The organism is Amycolatopsis keratiniphila (assembly GCF_000400635.2).
GTDB classification, from domain to species: Bacteria; Actinomycetota; Actinomycetes; order Mycobacteriales; family Pseudonocardiaceae; genus Amycolatopsis; species Amycolatopsis keratiniphila.
This window is the reverse complement of record NC_021252.1, coordinates 3,928,362-3,945,738: the sequence shown is the minus strand read 5'-3', so window position 1 is coordinate 3,945,738 and position 17,377 is coordinate 3,928,362. Positions and strand designations below refer to the sequence as shown.

17 protein-coding genes are annotated in these 17,377 nt (G+C 69.2%); 14 read left to right on the top strand and 3 right to left on the bottom strand.

Going from position 1 to position 17,377, the window contains the following annotated elements; all coding sequences use genetic code 11:
• The first annotated feature begins 17 nt into the window (after nt 1-17).
• Nucleotides 18-1,334: a cytochrome P450 gene (locus tag AORI_RS58955; RefSeq protein WP_016333948.1), complete on the top strand. Its 1,317-nt coding sequence runs from the start codon at nt 18-20 to the stop codon at nt 1,332-1,334.
• Nucleotides 1,335-1,388: 54 nt separating this feature from the next.
• Here AORI_RS58955 and AORI_RS83380 read toward each other — a convergent pair whose 3' ends face one another.
• Nucleotides 1,389-1,754: a lactococcin 972 family bacteriocin gene (locus AORI_RS83380; RefSeq protein ID WP_228688373.1), complete on the bottom strand. Its 366-nt coding sequence runs from the start codon at nt 1,752-1,754 to the stop codon at nt 1,389-1,391.
• Nucleotides 1,755-2,089: 335 nt separating this feature from the next.
• On the opposite strand from AORI_RS83380, the gene AORI_RS58945 reads away from it, so the two are divergent.
• From AORI_RS58945 to AORI_RS58905, 9 genes are all read left to right on the top strand, one after another.
• Nucleotides 2,090-3,001, top strand: coding sequence for an ArsR/SmtB family transcription factor (locus AORI_RS58945; protein WP_158509131.1), 912 nt, complete (start codon nt 2,090-2,092; stop codon nt 2,999-3,001).
• 90 nt (nt 3,002-3,091) lie between these two features.
• Nucleotides 3,092-3,574, top strand: a complete 483-nt coding sequence (locus AORI_RS58940; RefSeq protein WP_016333945.1) for a hypothetical protein — start codon at nt 3,092-3,094, stop codon at nt 3,572-3,574.
• A gap of 81 nt (nt 3,575-3,655) precedes the next feature.
• A complete protein-coding gene (locus AORI_RS58935; protein ID WP_016333944.1) occupies nt 3,656-4,636 on the top strand; it encodes an AraC-like ligand-binding domain-containing protein in 981 nt (326 codons plus the stop codon).
• A gap of 40 nt (nt 4,637-4,676) precedes the next feature.
• Nucleotides 4,677-5,444 (top strand): MoaF C-terminal domain-containing protein, encoded by a 768-nt coding sequence (locus AORI_RS58930; RefSeq protein WP_016333943.1) that lies wholly within the window; start codon nt 4,677-4,679, stop codon nt 5,442-5,444.
• A gap of 9 nt (nt 5,445-5,453) precedes the next feature.
• Nucleotides 5,454-5,846 carry a nuclear transport factor 2 family protein gene (locus AORI_RS58925; RefSeq protein ID WP_016333942.1) on the top strand — a complete coding sequence of 131 codons (393 nt, stop codon included), beginning with the start codon at nt 5,454-5,456 and terminating at the stop codon, nt 5,844-5,846.
• Nucleotides 5,843-7,021 (top strand): ABC transporter substrate-binding protein, encoded by a 1,179-nt coding sequence (locus AORI_RS58920; RefSeq protein WP_016333941.1) that lies wholly within the window; start codon nt 5,843-5,845, stop codon nt 7,019-7,021. The genes AORI_RS58925 and AORI_RS58920 overlap by 4 nt, the downstream gene beginning before the upstream one ends.
• Nucleotides 7,022-7,148: 127 nt before the next feature.
• A complete protein-coding gene (locus AORI_RS58915; protein WP_016333940.1) occupies nt 7,149-8,009 on the top strand; it encodes a branched-chain amino acid ABC transporter permease in 861 nt (286 codons plus the stop codon).
• Nucleotides 7,996-9,699, top strand: coding sequence for a branched-chain amino acid ABC transporter ATP-binding protein/permease (locus tag AORI_RS58910; protein WP_016333939.1), 1,704 nt, complete (start codon nt 7,996-7,998; stop codon nt 9,697-9,699). Before AORI_RS58915 ends, AORI_RS58910 begins: the two co-directional genes overlap by 14 nt.
• A complete protein-coding gene (locus tag AORI_RS58905; RefSeq protein WP_016333938.1) occupies nt 9,696-10,391 on the top strand; it encodes an ABC transporter ATP-binding protein in 696 nt (231 codons plus the stop codon). The genes AORI_RS58910 and AORI_RS58905 overlap by 4 nt, the downstream gene beginning before the upstream one ends.
• Before the next feature lie 253 nt (nt 10,392-10,644).
• On the opposite strand, the gene AORI_RS58900 is transcribed toward AORI_RS58905, so the two are convergent.
• Complete coding sequence (locus AORI_RS58900) at nt 10,645-11,442, bottom strand: SDR family NAD(P)-dependent oxidoreductase (RefSeq protein ID WP_016333937.1); 798 nt, start codon at nt 11,440-11,442, stop codon at nt 10,645-10,647.
• Between the two features lie 14 nt (nt 11,443-11,456).
• Complete coding sequence (locus tag AORI_RS58895; RefSeq protein WP_016333936.1) at nt 11,457-12,176, bottom strand: SDR family NAD(P)-dependent oxidoreductase; 720 nt, start codon at nt 12,174-12,176, stop codon at nt 11,457-11,459.
• 114 nt (nt 12,177-12,290) lie between these two features.
• Here AORI_RS58895 and AORI_RS58890 point away from each other — a divergent pair, with 114 nt between their 5' ends.
• The 4 genes from AORI_RS58890 to AORI_RS58875 are packed head-to-tail and all read left to right on the top strand — an operon-like array spanning nt 12,291 to nt 17,225.
• Entirely contained in the window at nt 12,291-14,156 is a 1,866-nt protein-coding gene (locus AORI_RS58890; RefSeq protein ID WP_016333935.1) for a primary-amine oxidase, read from the top strand.
• Nucleotides 14,157-14,166: 10 nt separating this feature from the next.
• Nucleotides 14,167-14,958, top strand: a complete 792-nt coding sequence (locus AORI_RS58885; RefSeq protein ID WP_016333934.1) for a molybdenum cofactor biosynthesis F family protein — start codon at nt 14,167-14,169, stop codon at nt 14,956-14,958.
• A gap of 3 nt (nt 14,959-14,961) precedes the next feature.
• Nucleotides 14,962-16,596 (top strand): amidohydrolase, encoded by a 1,635-nt coding sequence (locus AORI_RS58880; protein ID WP_016333933.1) that lies wholly within the window; start codon nt 14,962-14,964, stop codon nt 16,594-16,596.
• Between the two features lie 41 nt (nt 16,597-16,637).
• Nucleotides 16,638-17,225: a TetR/AcrR family transcriptional regulator gene (locus AORI_RS58875; protein WP_016333932.1), complete on the top strand. Its 588-nt coding sequence runs from the start codon at nt 16,638-16,640 to the stop codon at nt 17,223-17,225.
• Nucleotides 17,226-17,377: the final 152 nt, after the last annotated feature.

The following is a 17,377-nucleotide window of genomic DNA, read 5'->3' as shown; positions in this document are numbered from 1 at the left end:
GCACGGACGGAGTCCTGATGTTCGCACTGACCTTCCGGCACAAGGCGGAGGCGATCGCCAAACCGGTCACCCGCTGGAGCATCGGCCATGCCATCCCCCGGGTCGCCCTGCGGGCTGCGGCGCGCCGGGGCGACCTCCAGGGCAGGTTGTCCGTCGAGGCGAGTGGTGGAGCGGACCTGACCGGCCTGTTCGACGAGATCCGCTCGCACGGCGCCATCGCCACCACCCGGGTCGGGCACGTCACCACCCGGCATGCGGCGTGCAAGGAGATCCTGACCAGTGACGCGTTCAAGACCGTGCGGTTCGTCCCGGACAACCCGCTGCTCAACCGGCTCGTCGCCTGGTCGTCGTCCGGTCTGATCCATCCGATCGAGCCGCCGTCGCTGCTCGCCAGCGAACCGCCCGATCACACGCGCTACCGGAAGCTGGTCACCCGCGTCTTCACCGCCCGCGCGGTGGAGCAGCTGCGGGAACGCACGCAGGCGATCACCGACGAACTGCTCGACGGTCTCGACCCGACGAGCCCGGTCGATCTCATCGAGCAGTACTGCGGGCTCCTGCCGGTCACCGTGATCAGCCAGATCCTCGGCGTGCCGCCGGAGGAACGCGACAAGGTGCTCGCACTGGGCGGTGCCGCGGCGCCGAGCCTGGACCTCGGCCTGCCGTGGCGAACGTTCCGGACGGTGGAGGCGACGCTGGCCGAGTTCGACTCGTGGCTCACCGTGCATCTGGAGAAGCTGCGGGCGAACCCCGGCGACAACCTGCTCAGCAAGCTGATCGCCGCGCGCGAGGACGGCGTGGGCCTGACCGAGCGGGAGCTCAAGGCCACCGCGGGGCTGGTGCTGGCGGCCGGCTTCGAAACCACGGTCAACCTTCTCGGCAACGGAATCGCCCTGCTGACGCGGCATCCGGACCAACTCGCAAAACTGCGGGCGGATCCGGGCCTGTGGAGCAACGCCGTCGACGAGGTCCTCCGTTACGACCCGCCCGTTTTGCTCACCGGCAGGCTGGCCGCCCGGGACACCGAGATCGGCGGGACCCCCATCGCCCGCGGGGCGATCGTCAGCACCGTGCTCGCGGGCGCCAACCGGGACCCGGAGATCTTCGACGACCCGGCCGCCTTCGATGTCGGCCGGGCGAACGCGCGGGACCACGTGTCGTTCGGCGCCGGGCGGCACTACTGTCTCGGTGCTTCGCTGGCGAGGATGGAAGGCGAGATCGGGCTGCGGTCGATCTTCGAGCGCTTTCCCGATCTGCGGCTGCTGAGTGGCGGCCGACGGCGGGAGACCCGGATCCTGCGCGGCTTCGAAACGCTTCCGGCCGCGCTCATCTGAACCCGCCTTCGCGGGGTGGCGAACCCGGTGGTCCGGCACCCCGCGAAGGTCGGATCACGCGTCGGAGTTGTAGTACGCGTTGCAGGTGTCTCTACTCGAACCGATCACCTCGGCCTTGGCCCATTGCCCGCGATTCGCGGTTTTCTTGTTCTGCCTGGAGCCGAGAATGGCGGTCGCGCTGTGGCGCTTGGTGGGGTGCAGATAGTGCGAGTAACACTTCTTCTGCCCGCTGCCCGCCGATTCGGTCCCGTAACACCACGTACCGCCGCTGATGTTCTGGCAAGCGAACGGCACCGAGTCGCTCAGCGCCACGGACACGCTCACGCTCTCCGTCGGAGCCGCCGAGGCCACCGGCGCCGCCCCGAACAGACCCGCCACCATCAAACCCGATCCCAGTAATGCTCCCGCCAGAATTCTCATGATCATCCCTCGCAATCGAATTGAATACATGGGAAGAAGACAGCCAGTAAGGCGATTTACCCCCACTCGCGAATTCGACGCCAATACTATGACGGCCCACCGAAGAGGGGAAAGCATCTTCATCCTGCCGCAAACACGCTGATCAGCGGCCGATTCCGGCGCGTCATGATCGATCACCGGCAGGCTTCACGCGGCCACGGTGGCAACGATCATGTTTTCCGCAGTAGCGTCGTAGACGGGGGGAGGAAGAGGGAATGTTGCGAATCCATTTCACACTCGCGGACCTGGCCCGTATCCGGATAGCGCGACGCCCGGATCCGTTGTGGGAGGTCCTCATGAGTGTGTATTTACTGCGTAAACCCCGGACCGAGGTCGTGCTGGGTGGCTGGAGAAGCCAGGCCAAGCGGCGGCTGACGCAGTCCACCCGGCCGTTGCTGGATCTGGTTCCCGCGTCAGGCTCCTCCCCCGACTTCCTGACCCCGCCTGGCGGGGGCACCTTGTGCGAGGGCATCGACACCCTGCTGAGCACGCCACGGTCCCGGCTGGCGGCCGACTTCGCGCACCTGGCGGAGGAACGGCCACTCCCTTCCTGGACCGTCGATCTCGCCGAAGGGCGGCCACCCGCGTTGCGCATGGTCGCCAACGCACTGCGGGAGTACTTCCACACCTGCCTCGCCCCGCACTGGGACGCGGTCGCCACCACCGTGCACCACGATCACACCCGCCGCGCCCAACTCATGGCCGATCAAGGCATCGACGCCGTCCTGAGCACCCTGAGCCCCGCGGCGACATGGCGCTTTCCCGTGCTGAGCATCGATTATCTCTTCGACCACGACGTTCGACTCGACGGAAGAGGCCTGCTGCTGCAGCCGGTGGTCTTCGGCCGCGGCCCCAACCCCACCACGCTCATCGACCCGGCACTTCCGCCCGTCCTGGTCTATTCGGTGCCGCTCGCCCCCGACGTCATCACCCCGGTGGAACCGGATCGCCGACGCGCCGGCGATCCGATCGTCGCCCTGCTCGGTACCACCCGCACCCGTATCCTGCGCGCTCTCGACAGCACCGGCGCCACCACCACCGAACTCGCCCGCCGGGCCGCCACACCGCTGCCCACCGCCAGCCGCCACGCCACCGCGCTCCGCGACGCCAACCTGATCACCAGTCGCCGCCACAAGAACATGGTGATCCACGCGATCACCCCGCTCGGCACCGCGTTACTCCACGGACGGCAACCGCGCCTGAACTGACGAGCGCCGGATCCGGCCTTTCCCCTCATCACGAGATGGCGGGCATTTTTACCGAACCGGCACGCGGAACAGGACAGTAACCTCACGCCGGTGAAGACGGACCGCGAAGGCACCGAAGCCCCGGAACTGCCCGCCTTCACCGTCATCGGCTGCCTCTTGGGCTTCTTCATGACGGTACTGGTCCTGATCGGCCCGGCCCTGCTCTGGATCAGCACCCGCTTCGATCCCGGCGACGACGACCGCCTGGTCGTCGTCGCCATGGGCGCCGTGTTCACCCTCGGCGGCGCCGGCACCGTCGGCTCGCACCTCTGGCAGAACGCCAAGGCCAGGGAGCTCCATCGCGGGCTCGACCGGAAAGGGGTCCGCGCGAACGCCGAAGTGGTGTCCAGCAAGCGGATCTGGGTCGGCGAGGTGAGCACGCCCGCCGACGACGTCGATCTCGTCGTCACCGGCCCGGGAGTCGCTCCGTTCAGTGCGCGCGTGCTCACCGAAGACGTCGGCCGCTACGAAACGGGCACGGTGGTACCCGTCGACGTGGACCCGGGAACCCTTCTGTTCCGCCTCGCCGACTGACCTCGCCGCGATCATTGCCCGGCAGCATCGTATCGCTTATCGTATATGAAATTCACCCCCCGATGCTGCGAGGTGACCCCCGTGACCACCGCCACCGCCGACCCGACCACCACCACGGTCGCGCGAGATTTCACCGATTTCCGCACGGTGGTGTCACAATCCTTCGTGCCACTGCACGTGACGAGCGAGCACCGCGACCACTTCCGCGGCCGCATCCGCTCGTGCGGAGCCGACGACGTGCAGCTGACCGAGGTGACCGCGTCGGCGCATGTGGTCGAGCGGACCCCCGAACTCATCGCCAGGGCGGACAGGCACTACTACAAGCTGAGCCTGATCCTGTCCGGCACCGGTCTGCTGGTGCAGGACAACCGTGAGGCGATGCTGCGTCCCGGCGACGTGGCGTTGTACGACACGCACCGGCCGTACACCCTGGCGTTCGAAGAGGATTTCCGCACGCTCGTGGTGATGTTCCCGCAGCGGCTCATCGATCTCCCCCGCGACCTGGTCGGCCAGCTGACCGCGGTGCCGATGTCGGGCAAGCGGGGCATGGGCAACGTGGTGGTGCCCTTCCTCGCGCAGCTCGGCAGCAACCTCGACCAGCTCGGCGGGCCGGCGGGCGTCCGGCTCGCGCATACCGCGGTCGATCTGCTCGCCACCCTGTTCGCCAGCGAGCTCGACCTCGCCCGCGCGAGCGCCGGGCCGCATCACGAACTGATGCGCCGCGTCCTCGCCTACATCGACGCCAACCTCTCCTCCACCGACCTGGGACCGGCACAGATCGCCGCCGAGCACTACATCTCCACCCGGCATCTGCACGGCCTCTTCCACGAGCAGGGCACCACCGTCTCGGGCTGGATCCGCACCCGGCGCCTCGAACACTGCCGCCGCGAACTGCTCGACCCCGTGCACACTTCGCGGCCCGTCGCGGCCATCGCGGCGAAGTGGGGTTTCGTCGACGCGCCGCATTTCAGCCGCGTGTTCAAGACGGAATTCGGCTGCTCGCCGAGCGAACTGCGACGCGGCTTGACCGTGAGCGATCGGTTGTTGCCGCCCAGCGCGTGACGGCTTCCCCTGCCAGGGCGGTCGCCTCGACGATGACCGCATGCCCGAAGCACCCGAGGAACAGTGGCGTACCTATGACGAGTTCGCCGCCGGAATAGCCACCTACCGCCTGCCGAACGCGGACCTGTCGGGACGCGAGCTCACCGTCACCCTCGACGACGGGAAGACGCTCGCGCTGCGGTTCGAAGACGCTGAAACCGTCACCTGCAACGGCGTCAAGGATCCGTACGACGCGGTCGCCGTCCGGGATGACGTCTTCTTCGTCAATCTCCCACACACCAGCGTCGAAGGGGAAGCGCTCACCGTCGTCTTCTCCACGACGACGCATCGCGCGCTCGCCGTGCGCTCGGTCATCGGCGCCGAGGATGTCGAAGGCGTTCCCCGTGTCTCCCAGACGTTCTGGTCCGGCACGACCGACGCGGGAACGCCGTCAGGCGAGGTTCCCGGCCCGTCGCGCGACCTGATCGGCAAACGCAACGTCTACCGCTACAGCCCGGAACACCTCTACGAGCACGTGTACGTGTCTTCGCAACGCTATGCCTGGCAATGCCTCGAAGGCGTGCAGCGCGGCCACGGAGACATGGACCTGTCGACGGTCTGGAAGTTCCAGGACGGGCTCTACCTGTTCTGCTTCCGCGAATTCCGCATCGCCGTGGCCAGTGTGTGGCTGCACGACCTCGGCTACGCGCTGAAGACCACCGGCGTCTTCCTCGGCCTGACCGGCGACGGCCGGTCGGAGCACTCCCGCGCGGGCGGGCACATCTACCCACTCGGTGCCGTCGCCTACCCCGACGCCCAACCGGTCTAAGGAGCCTCAGTGTCCAATCTCGACATCATCGCCGCGCACTACGCCGCGAGCGACCGGGGCGATCTGGCGGGCATGCTGGCCCCGCTCGGTCCCGACACCACCTGGACGGAGGCGGCCGGTTTCCCTTACGCCGGCACGTACACCGGTCCGGAAGAGGTGCGGGACAACGTCTTCGGCGCCATCGCGAAGGACTGGGACGGCTACACCTTCACCCTCGGCGACCTTCTCGACGCCGGCGACACGGTGATCGGTCTCGGCACCTACCAGGCGAAGCACCGCGAGACCGGCCGTTCGTTCACCGCCCGCGTCGCGCATGTGTGGCGGTTCGACGGCGGCAAGGTGACCTCGTTCGAGCAGATCGTCGACTCGGTGCCCGTGGTCGAAGCCATGGAGAACCGGTGAAACCCGCGCGGCGCCTCGTCGCCCTCGCCTCGGCCGTCCTGCTCGCGACGGCCGGGTGCGCCGGATCCGACAGCGGTGCGAGCGGGCCGATCGTGGTCGGTTCGGTCAACGCGCTGAGCGGCGCGGCGACCTTCCCCGAGGCCTCACAGGCGGCCAAGGCGGTCTTCGACGCGGCCAACGCGAGCGGCGGCGTGAACGGCAGGCAGATCCAGTACAAGGCCCTCGACGACAAGGGCGACCCCGCGGCCGCGGCCGCCGCGGCCCGCGAGGTCGTCGGGCGGGACGAGGCGGTGGCGCTCGTCGGCTCGTCCAGCCTCATCGAGTGCGAGATCAACAACAAGTACTACGAGCAGCAGAAGATCCTGTCCATGCAGGGCATCGGCGTGGACCCGGCCTGTTTCTCCAGCCCGAACATCGCCCCGGTCAACGTCGGCCCGTACCACGACATGACGCTGACACTGCTCTACGGCTCGGAAACGCTGAAGCTGAACGACATCTGCGCGCTGCTGGAGATCGCGGGCAACACGCTGCCGTCGTACCAGGCCGCGATCGACGAGTGGTCGGCCATCACCGGCAAGAAGCTCAAGTACCTCGACGCGACCGTGCCCTACGGCGGTTCCGACTACACCTCCTACATCGTCAAGGCGCGCAACGCGGGCTGCAAGGCGATCACGGTGAACCCGGTCGAGCCGGATTCCATCGGGCAGCTGAAGGCCGCCGCGGCGCAGGGCTGGAACGACGTCACGTGGCTGCTGCTCACCAGCGTCTACAGCGAGAACTACGCCAAGGCCATCACCAACGCCGGCGCCGGGGTGTACGTGCCCGCCGAGTTCTACCCGTTCACCGACGCGACCAGCCCGCAGAACAAGGACTGGCGCGAGCTGATGACCAAGAACAACATCCCGCTGACCTCGTTCAGCCAGGGCGGCTACCTGGCGGCGAAGTACTTCCTCGACGTCGTTCGCGGCATCCAGGGCGACATCACGCGTGAATCGGTGACCAAGGCGCTGCGCGAGATGAAGCCGATCACCGATCCGATGGTCGGCACGCCGTATGTCTTCGGTCCCGGCCAGACGCACCACGACAACACCGCGGGCTGGCCGATCAAGCTCGCCTCCGGCACCAACAAATGGGAGCTCGTCGCGAACGACTGGCTGCGGATTCCCAAGAAGTAACGGGAGCCGGGCTGCGTGCCGGGTCACGTGGGTCGTGAGTGGCGTTTCGGGTTCTAACCCGAAACGCCACTCACGACCACCGCGCCCCGGCACGCACCGCTCCCCTCCCCCTCACACTGGAGGAAACATGCTGCAGGGAGCGCTGGCAGGCCTGGCCGCCGGCGGACTGTACGCGGTGCTGGCGGTATGCCTGACGCTGATGTCGCGCCTGGTGCGGGTGGTGAACTTCGCCCAGTCGGCCACCGGGATGTTCGGTTGCTACGTGGCGGTGTTCCTGTCCGTCGATCTGGGCCTGCCGATGTGGCTCGCCACCGTCGCGGGGATCGTGCTCGGCGGGCTGCTCAGCGCGCTGCTCGGCTGGATCGTGTCCACCTGGCTCGCCGAGGCGGACACCGGCACCCGCTCGGCGGTCACCGTCGCGGTGCTGCTCCTGCTGATCTCGTTGTCGTTCATCCTGTTCGGCAACAAACCGCAGCCGTTCCACCCGATCCTGGACGGTCCGGCGGTCACCGTCGGCGGGGTGGTGATCAGCCAGGTCACCGTGGTCACCGTCGCGCTGGCGATCCTGGTGGCGGTGGCCAGCCGGATCGTGCTGAGCCGGACCTCGGCGGGTGTCCAGCTCAGGGCGCTGTCGGAACGCCCGACGACGGCGGAACTGCTGGGCATCCCGGCGAAACGGCTCAGCGTCGCGGTGTGGGCGGTCACCGGGGTGGTCAGCACGCTGGTCATCTCGATCGTGGCGCCGTCGCAGTCCAACGACGCGACGTCGCTGGCGATGCTGGTGGTCCCCGCGGCCGCGGCGGCCCTGCTCGGCGGATTCCGCCGGCTCGACCTCGCGGTCGGGGGCGGGCTCGGCCTCGGCCTGATCCAGGGCGCGGCCGCGCAGGTCGACGGCCTTTCGGTGGTGCGGTACTTCCTGCCGTTCGCAGTGATCGTCGCGCTGCTGCTGTGGTCGCAGCGCAAGGAGGTGTGGGATGCGGCTCGCTGAACGCGGGATCCCGTTCGCGGTGGCCATCGTGGCGATCGCGGCCGGGTACGGCCTGAGCGTCGGGCTCGACGGGTACTTCGTCTACCTCGGCATGAGCGCCGTCGTCGCCGGGATCTCATTGCTCGGGCTGGGCGTGGTCACCGGCAGCGCGGGCATGATCTCCCTGTGCCAGCTGACCTTCGGCGCCGTCGGCGCCTGGACGGTGTCGGCGCTGAACGAGGCGCAGGCGCCCGGCGGGTTCCTCACCTGGCTGGTGCTGGGCGGTCTCGCCGCCGGGTTGGTCGGGGTGCTCGTCGGGCTCCCGGCGTTGCGGCTGCGCGGGATCAACCTCGCCGTCGTCACGCTGGGCCTCGCCGCGGCGGTGGACCTCGCACTCGTCCAGTTGCAGTTCCCCGGTGTCTCCGCCGGGATCTCGGTCGAACGGCCGGAAGCCTTCTCCGACGACCGGTCGTATTTCCAGCTCGCCGTGGTGGTGCTGGTGCTGTGCTGCCTCGCCGTGTACTTCCTGCGCCGCGGGCGCTGGGGCAGCGCCTGGCAGGCGGTGGCGTTCTCCGAACGCGGTACGGCGGCCGCCGGCACGAGCGTGCGGACGTCGAAGCTGACCGCGTTCGCCGTGAGCGCCACCCTCGGCGGGATCAGCGGCGGGCTGCTCACCGGGCAGGTCGGGGTCGCCTTCCCGGCCAGTTTCACCGCGATCCAGTCGCTGGCGCTGTACGTGCTGGCGATCATGTCGGGCGCGCATCTGATCGACATGGCCGTGTTCGGCGCGATCCTGTGGGTCGGCGTGCCGGAACTGCTCAAACGCTGGGGAATCCCGCAGGACTGGGGTTTCGTGGTGTTCGGCGTGCTCGGGGTGCAGGCGCTGGCCGGCGGCGGGAACCTGGGCACCACGGTGCGGCAGGTCTGGTACCGGAGGTCCAAGAAGGAACCGGCGAAACTCGATCTCGCCACCGGCGCGGGCGATGTCGAACCGGTCTCCCCCGGCCCACCGGTGCTCACCGTCCGCGGCCTGAGCGTGAACTTCGGGCATGTGGCCGCACTGTCCTCAGTGGACATTTCGGTGCCGGAGCACGGCGTGCTCGGCGTCATCGGGCCGAACGGCGCTGGCAAGTCGACGCTGGTCGACGCGATCAGCGGATTCCTGCCCAACGCCGAGGGCGCCGTCGAACTCGGTGGCCGCCCGCTGACCGGATCGCCGTCGAACCGGGCCCGCGCCGGGTTGCGCCGGACGTTCCAGCAGGACCGCGTCCCGCCGGGGCTGACGGTCGGGGCGTACCTGAAGTTCCTCGCCAGGCGGCGCCTCACCGCCGACGAGATCGGTGACGCGCTGGACTTCTTCGGCTGTCCCGCCGCCCGCACCCCACTGTCGCAAGTGGACGTCGGCGCGCGCAGGCTGGTCGAGGTCGTCGGGCATCTGCTGGCGCGGCCGCGGGTCCTGCTCCTCGACGAACCCGCCGCGGGCCTTCCGCACGAGGAGCACGTCGCGTTCGGGGAACGGCTGCGGCAGGTTCCCGCGCGGTTCGGGGTTTCGGTCCTGCTCATCGAGCACGATCTCGATCTGGTGCGCTCGGTCTGCGACACGATCACCGTCCTCGACTTCGGCCGGGTGCTGGCCTCCGGCCCGCAGGCCGAAGTGCTCGCCGATCCCGCCGTGCTCAAGGCGTACATGGGTGAAACGGAGATGCTGTGAACGCTTTGCGGATAGCGGGACTGACGGTCACCCGCGGGGCGGGGCCGGTGATCCGCGACGTCGACCTGACCCTGGAGCCGGGACGGATCACGGCGCTCGTCGGCCCCAACGGTGCCGGGAAGACCAGCCTGCTGGAGGCCGTCTCCGGCGTGGTGCCCGCCGCTTCGGGGACTGTCCACATCGGAGCCGACGAGATCACGAAACAGTCGAGGGTCGCCCGCGCCCGGCGGGGTCTGGCGCATATCGAACAGGGTCGCGCGGTGTTCGGCGGCCTGACGGTGCTGGAGAACCTGATGCTGACCGCGCGCACCCGCGCGCGGGCCGACGAGCTGTTCGAGGCGTTCCCCGAGTTGGAGAAACGCCGCGACTCGTCGGCCGCGCTGCTCAGCGGGGGCGAGCAGCAGATGGTGGTGCTGGCGCGGGCGTTCGCCGCGCGGCCGTCGTTCCTGCTGATCGACGAGATGTCGCTGGGCCTCGCGCCCGTGGTGTTCACCCGGCTGCTGCCGATGGTGACCCGGTTCGCCGAAGAGGGCGCGGCGATCCTGCTGGTCGAGCAGTTCACGCATCTGGCCCTCGGCGTGGCGAGCGACGCCGTGGTGGTTTCTTCGGGGCGGGTCACCTATGCGGGCTCGGCGCAGGGCTTGCTGGACTCCCCCGGCTCCCTGCATTCGGCCTATCTCGGGGAATCCTGACCGTTCGTGAAGTCCGTGAAGGCCTCCTTGAGGGACTCTGGGTCCCTCAAGGAGGCCTTCACGGACAGCCGAACTCGCCCTTCGCGGCTGTCCGGATGTCATGAAAGGGGCGTTCAGGACACATTTCGTCCTGAACGCCCCTTTCATGACATCCGGTACCGGGCGATCACGCTCCCTAGGTCCGTGAAGGCCTCCTTCCCTACCCTCAAGGTAGTGAAGGAGGCCTTCACGGACTTCACGCGCAACAACGCCGCTAAGAACCCATCCCCGCCCGTTCGAACGCCAGCGTCGGCAGATCCACCGCATGCGCGCCACCGTCCGCCACGATCACCGCACCGGTGATGTACGACGACTCCGAAGACCCCAGGAACCGCACGATCGACGCGATCTCCTCCGGTTCGGCGGGACGCCGCAGCGGGACCTCGGCGGTCACGCGCCGGTAGCCCTCGTCGTGCCCGCCGTCGAAGCCCGCGGCCTCGGCGAACTGGTCCATCTCGCCGTCCGCCATCGGCGTGCGCACCCAGCCGGGGCAAACCGCGTTCGCGCGGACGCCCTTCGGCCCGTAGTCGCGGGCGATCGAACGCGTCAGCCCGATCAGTGCGTGCTTCGCGACGGTGTAGCCGGCGACGTTCGGCCCGGCGAACAGCCCGGCCAGCGAGGACACGACGACGACCTGGCCGCCGGTTTCGATCAGCGACGGCAGCGCGGCCCGGCAGAACACGAAGGCGCTCGACAGGTTCGAGCGCAGCGCCAGCTCCCATTCCTCGTCACCGGTGTCGACCACCGAGGACAGCCCGTGCCCACCGGCGTTGGCCACCACGACGTCCAGCCTGCCGAACTTGCCGACGATCTCCGCCACGGCGTTCTCGGCGGCTTCGCGATCGCTGGCGTCGCACGAGATGACGTGCGCGCCGGTTTCGGCGGCCACCTTCTCCAGCGGCTCGAGCCGCCGTCCGAGCACCACCACCTGGGCACCCTCGTCGGCGTACCGGCGGGCGACCGCGGCACCGATTCCGGTACCGCCACCCGTGATCGCGACAACCTTCTTCACTTGCGGAGTCCTTTCTAAGCGGGAAAACCGGAGCGGGCCGAGACGCCGAAATCGGCGAGCACGGCCTGGCCGTTGACCGCCCGCGAACGCGCGGACGCGAGATGGAGTACCTGCCAGGCGACCTCTTCCGGAGCCTGCACCGGAAACGCGGGATCGTCGAGCACCTCGCCGAGATCGCCGCGCGCCATCGGGGTGTCGACCACCGACGGGCAGACGCAGTTCACCCGGACGCCGGGGAGATCGACCGCGAGAGCCCTGGTCATCGCGACCACGGCGCCTTTCGAAGCGCAATACGGGACCATGCCGGGCGCACTCGTGAACGCCGAGTCGCTGGCCAGCAGCACCACCGAGCCACCCGACGCGGTGAGCCAGGGCGCGGCGTGTTTGACCAGCAGGAACTGGCCGGTCACGTTGACCGCCATCAGCGCGGCGAACTCCGCCGCGGACGTTTCGGTGACCGGCGTCCCCACCGGACCGGAGATCCCGGCGCAGCCGACCACCACGTCGAGCCCGCCGAAGCGGCTCACGACGGTGTCGATCGCGGCGGCCACCGACGGCTCGTCGGTCACGTCGGCCTCGAGCGCCAGGAGACCGTCGGCCAGGGTGGGGACGGGTACGCGGTCGAGGGCGCCGACCCGCGCGCCCTCGGCGAGGAAGGCCTGGACGCAGGCAAGGCCGATACCGGATGCCGCGCCGGTCACCAGCACGGCCTTGCCCGCGAGCTCCAGTCCCATGACGTCATCCTCCGGTCCGGACCTTTCACGGAGCTTGGCCGTCAGTGCATCCTTCTTGTCCGCAGCCGCATGACGGCCTTTTCAGCCGGAGCCGGACCGGCAAGACTGCGAAACATGACCAGGCCGCATCCACTCGACCCGCTGACCGCCGACGAACTCACCGCAGGCCGAGCGATCCTGACCGCCGAAGGCCTGCTCACCGCCACCACCCGGTTCCCGGCCGTGCTGCCGGTGGAGCCGGAGAAGGGCGACGCCGCCCCCGATCGCCGCGTCCGGTACACGCTGCTGGACACCGCGACCGGCGAGGCCCGCGACGTGGTCGTTTCGCTGACGAAACGCGAAGTGGTCTCCACCGAGGACTGCGGCCCGGGCCAGCCGGCGTACCTGTTCGAGGAGTACGACCTCGCCGCGTCGATCACCAAGGCGTCACCCGAATGGCAGGCCGCGATGGAGCGGCGGGGCCTCGGCGACCGGATCGGGCACGCCTTCTGCGCTCCCCTGGCGCCCGGGTTCTTCGGCAGGCCGGACGAGACCGGCCGGGTCATCCGCTCGCTGACGTTCCTGCGCGACGACGAGTCCGACAGCCCGTGGGCACATCCCGTCGAGGGCTTGATCGTCCACATCAATCTGACCGAGCAGCGCGTCATCCGTGTCGAGGACGAGGGTGACGTCCCCGTGCCGCCGGAGCACGGCCGCTACGACGGCGTCCAGCCCCGCACCACGCTCAAGCCCATCGAGATCACCCAGCCGGAGGGTCCGAGCTTCACCGTCGACGGCAACGAGGTCACCTGGGAGGGCTGGAAACTCCGCGTCGGCTTCAACGCCCGCGAGGGTCTGACGCTGCACCAGGTCGGCTTCCAGGACCGGTCGGTGCTGCACCGCGCGTCGGTACCGGAGATGGTGGTGCCCTACGGCGACACCGCGCCCGGCCGGTTCTGGATCAGCTACTTCGACGCGGGCGAGTACCTGCTCGGCAAGAACGCGAACGACCTGCGGCTAGGCTGCGACTGCCTCGGTGTCATCCACTACTTCCCCGCGTTCGTCGCCGACGACCACGGCCACCCGGTCGAGATCCCGCGCGCGATCTGCATGCACGAGGAGGACTACGGGATCCTCTGGAAGCACACGGATCTCGACGGCCGCGCCGAGGTCCGCCGGTCGCGGCGGCTGGTGATCTCGTCGATCTCCACCATCGGCAACTACGACTACGGCTTCTTCTGGTACCTCTACCTCGACGGCACCGTGGAACTGGAGGCGAAGGCCACCGGCATCGTGTTCGCCGGCGCCGCGCATCCGGGCACGGATCACCCGCACGCCAACGAGATCGCCCCCGGTCTGTTCGCGCCGGTGCACCAGCACCTGTTCTGCGCACGGCTCGACGTGGCGATCGACGGCGAACGCAATTCGCTCGTCGAGGTCGACGTCGAACGCGTCCCCATGGGTGAGCGGAACCCGTACGGGAACGCGTTCACCTGGAAGGAAACCCCGCTGCGGACCGAACAGGAGGCCCAGCGGTTCGCGGATCCGGCCAAGGCTCGCGTCTGGGAGATCCGCAGCGCGGAGCGCACCAACCGTCTCGGCTCCCCCACGGCGTACCAGCTCGTGCCGCGCCCCTCCGCGACGCTGATGGCGCAGCCGGAATCGACCGTCCACCAGCGGGCGACGTTCGCCACCCGCCATCTGTGGGCGACGCCGTACCGCGCGGACGAACGCTTCCCGGCGGGCGACCGCCCGAACGCGCATCCGGGTGGCGCGGGGCTGCCCGACTGGACCGCCGCCGACCGCGACCTCACCGACACCGATCTCGTGCTGTGGCACGTGTTCGGCCCGACCCATATCCCCCGTCCGGAGGACTGGCCGGTCATGCCGGTCGACTACTCCGGTTTTTCCTTGCGCCCCTACGGGTTCTTCGACCGAAACCCGGCCCTCGACCTGCCTTCCGGCGCCTCCGATGAGCACTGTTCCGCCCACGAGCACTAGGACTCCTTCAATGCCCGAACTGACCCTGTCCGACACGTCCACCTGGCTGCCGCTGGACGGACTCGCCCCCGGCTTCGACGCGAACAAGGCGCCCACGGTCGGCGACCTGCACGGCCGTACCTTCGAACTCGCCTGTGAAGACGGCACGACGTTCACCGCCGCCTTCTCCGGCACCCGGATCGACTGGACCTACCACGGCAAGGGCACCGACCGCTGCGAGACGTTCCTCGTCGACGACGACCTGTACTACGTCCAGTTCCACCCGCAGGCCAGGCAGGACGAGGCGTTCACCCTGCTGCTGGACCTGCGCCGCGGCCGGGCGCTGCTGGTGCTGAGCAAGATCGGCGACACCTCGCCCCGGGTCACCCAGTCCTTCGTGGCTGCGACGATCGGCGGCATCGAGCCGGCCGGCGAGCCGCTCGCCCCGACCACGTCGCTGGTCGGGCGCCGGGTGCTGTGGGTGTACAGCACGGAGCACGCCTACGAGCACGTGTACCTCAGCCCGCACTGGTACACGTGGCAGTGCCTGGCCGGGCCGGAGCGGGGGCTCGCGGACACTGACGAGAACTCGGTCTACGAGCTGCGGCCGGGTATCTACGTCTTCGCCTGGCGGGAGAAGGTGATCCCGTGCGCCTCGGTGACCGTCGCCGACCACCGGGACGCGAAGCGGCTGCGGTCGCACGGTGTCCTTTTCGGACTGGACGCCAGCGGGAGCACTCCCACCCACTTCACCTTCGGCGCGCACGGCAAGCTGCTCAGCACCACCGTGCACCCCGAGGCGTACGACCCGGCCGGGAGCTGAGCCTTGACCGCCGACATCGTCCTCACCAACGCCACTGTGTACACAGTGGACGGTCACCGCCCCTGGGCGTCGTCACTGGCGATCAAGGACGGCAAGGTGCTGTCGCTGGAGGACATCGAACGCGGGCCGAGCACCGAGGTCGTCGACCTCGGCGGCGCGTTCGTGATGCCCGGCCTGGTCGACGTGCACAACCATCACGCCCTGGCCGGGCGCGCGGCGCTGTTCGAACTGAACTTCGGCCTCGACGCGGGCCTGGACGACATCCTCGCCGCGGTCCGCGAGCGGGCCGCGGGGCTCGGACCGGACGAGTGGGTGGTCGGCGGTGCCTGGGCGTCCACTTTGGTCGGCACCCTTTCGCGGGTTTCGGCCCGGCACGCGCTCGACGAGGCCGCCGGCGGGCGTCCGGTCATGCTTTCGGACGACAGCAGGCACAACCGCTGGGTGAGCAGCCGGGCCTTGGAGCTCGCGGGGGTCACCGCCGCGACGTCTGATCCGGCGGGCGGGGAGATCGTCCGGGATCCCGCCACCGGGGAACCCGTCGGGGTTCTGCTCGAAGCGGCGGGCGTCGCGGTCGAGCGGGCGCTCAGCGAGACACGGACGCTCACCGCGGAGCAGCATGTGGCGGCGTCGCGGCACGGGATCGGCACCCTGCATTCGTACGGGGTCACCGCGTTCCAGGACGCCGGGGTCTCCGCGGACATCCTGCGGGCGCTGAAGTCGCTCGACGACGCGGGCGAGCTGCACGCGTGGGTCGTCTCGTCGCTGCTGATCAACGACCCGATCTTCGGTTTCGACCCGATCGGGGCACCGTTGCTGGAGGTCGCCGGGCAGTACCGGAGCGAGCACCACCGGCCGGACTTCGTGAAGATCTTCCTCGACGGGGTGCCGCCGACGCGGACCGCGGCCTTCCTGGAGCCGTACCTGCCGGACGCCGCGCACGGAGCCTGCCACCACGGTGCCACCACCATGCCGGGTGACGAACTCGTGGGCTGGCTGCGCACGGCGGCCGCGGCGGGGCTGTCGGCCAAGGTGCACTGCACCGGGGACGCGTCGGTGCGCGCGACGCTCGACGCCGTCGAGAAAGTGCGTGCCGAAGGCTTCACCGACGCGCGTTTCCAGGTCGCGCACGGCCAGTTCGTGCATCCTGACGATCTGCCGCGCTTCGCCGCACTCGGTGTCGCCGCGGACATCTCGCCGTTCCTGTGGGTCCCCGGTGTCATCCCGGCCGCCATCGCCGAAGTGCTGCCCGGCGAGCGGGCCGGGCGGATGCAGCCGAACCGGTCGCTGCTGGACGAGGGCGCGCTGGTGGCCGGCGGTTCGGACTGGCCGGTCAGCGAGTCGCCGAACGCGTGGGAAGGCATCCACGGCCTGGTCACGCGCCAGGATCCGACCGGCACGTTCCCCGGCGCGCTGTGGCCGGAGCAGGCGATCACCCTGGCCGAGGCGATCGAGGTCTTCACCCTGGCCGCCGCCCGCGCGATGGGGCTGGGCGACGTCACCGGTTCGCTGGTCCCCGGGAAGTCGGCGGATTTCGTCGTACTGGACCGCGATCCGTTCGAGACCGATCCGTCCGCGCTCGTCAAGACAAAGGTGACGCAAACGTGGTTCGCCGGGCACCGCGTGTATCACCAGGCCTGATCTCCTACACTGGTAGAAGAACCAGTGCGGGAGGTCTGCCGATGCCGAAGATCATCGACCACGACGAGCGGCGCAGCCATATCGTCGACGTCACCTGGGATTTGATCACCCAGGGCGGGATCGAGGCCGCCACCATGCGCGAGATCGCGGCGGCCGCCGGCTTCGCCAACGGCGCGCTCAAGCTGTACTTCCCGAGCAAGGAAGACATCATCCAGGCCACCTACGAACGCGCGCTCGGCATGATGCGCGAGTACGTGGAGCTGGACGAGCTACGCGGGCTGACCGCGCTCCGCGAGCTGTGCGTCTCGTCGATGCCCATCGACGAGGATCGCATCGCCGCGGGGCGCGTCCTGCTCACCTTCTGGCAGCTGTCGCTGACCAATCCGAAGCTGCAGGACAAATACCTCGAGCACATCCGCTCGTGGCGGGGCCTGCTGCACCGGTATCTCACCGAGGGCCGCGAGGACGGCGACATCGTCACCGAAACGCCTGATGAGCAACTGGTCGACGAGGTCGTGCTGATCAACGCCGGGGCGAACGTGATGAGCCTGGTCGCCGGGGAGTTCTCGACGATCGCCCTGCAGCGGCAACACCTGGAGTCCTTCTTCGCGCGCCTGACCCGCCCCTGACGGACTCTTCCCCCACATCTCACGCAGTGAAGGGCGCTTTCCCCGCATGTGATGCGGGGAAAGCGCCCTTCACTGCCTGGCCTGGCCTGTTCGCCGACCCCCCAGACGTGACTCGCGTGCTTGGAGGCCACCGTCTTGGCCGCTGATAGACC

What these genes read in the sequence shown, in the direction of transcription:
- AORI_RS58955 (WP_016333948.1), top strand. Translation starts at nt 18, where the DNA reads ATGTTCGCACTGACCTTCCGGCACAAGGCGGAGGCGATCGCCAAACCG.
- AORI_RS83380 (WP_228688373.1), bottom strand. Translation starts at nt 1,754, where the DNA reads ATGAGAATTCTGGCGGGAGCATTACTGGGATCGGGTTTGATGGTGGCG.
- AORI_RS58945 (WP_158509131.1), top strand. Translation starts at nt 2,090, where the DNA reads ATGAGTGTGTATTTACTGCGTAAACCCCGGACCGAGGTCGTGCTGGGT.
- AORI_RS58930 (WP_016333943.1), top strand. Translation starts at nt 4,677, where the DNA reads ATGCCCGAAGCACCCGAGGAACAGTGGCGTACCTATGACGAGTTCGCC.
- AORI_RS58915 (WP_016333940.1), top strand. Translation starts at nt 7,149, where the DNA reads ATGCTGCAGGGAGCGCTGGCAGGCCTGGCCGCCGGCGGACTGTACGCG.
- AORI_RS58910 (WP_016333939.1), top strand. Translation starts at nt 7,996, where the DNA reads ATGCGGCTCGCTGAACGCGGGATCCCGTTCGCGGTGGCCATCGTGGCG.
- AORI_RS58895 (WP_016333936.1), bottom strand. Translation starts at nt 12,176, where the DNA reads ATGGGACTGGAGCTCGCGGGCAAGGCCGTGCTGGTGACCGGCGCGGCA.
- AORI_RS58890 (WP_016333935.1), top strand. Translation starts at nt 12,291, where the DNA reads ATGACCAGGCCGCATCCACTCGACCCGCTGACCGCCGACGAACTCACC.
- AORI_RS58885 (WP_016333934.1), top strand. Translation starts at nt 14,167, where the DNA reads ATGCCCGAACTGACCCTGTCCGACACGTCCACCTGGCTGCCGCTGGAC.
- AORI_RS58875 (WP_016333932.1), top strand. Translation starts at nt 16,638, where the DNA reads ATGCCGAAGATCATCGACCACGACGAGCGGCGCAGCCATATCGTCGAC.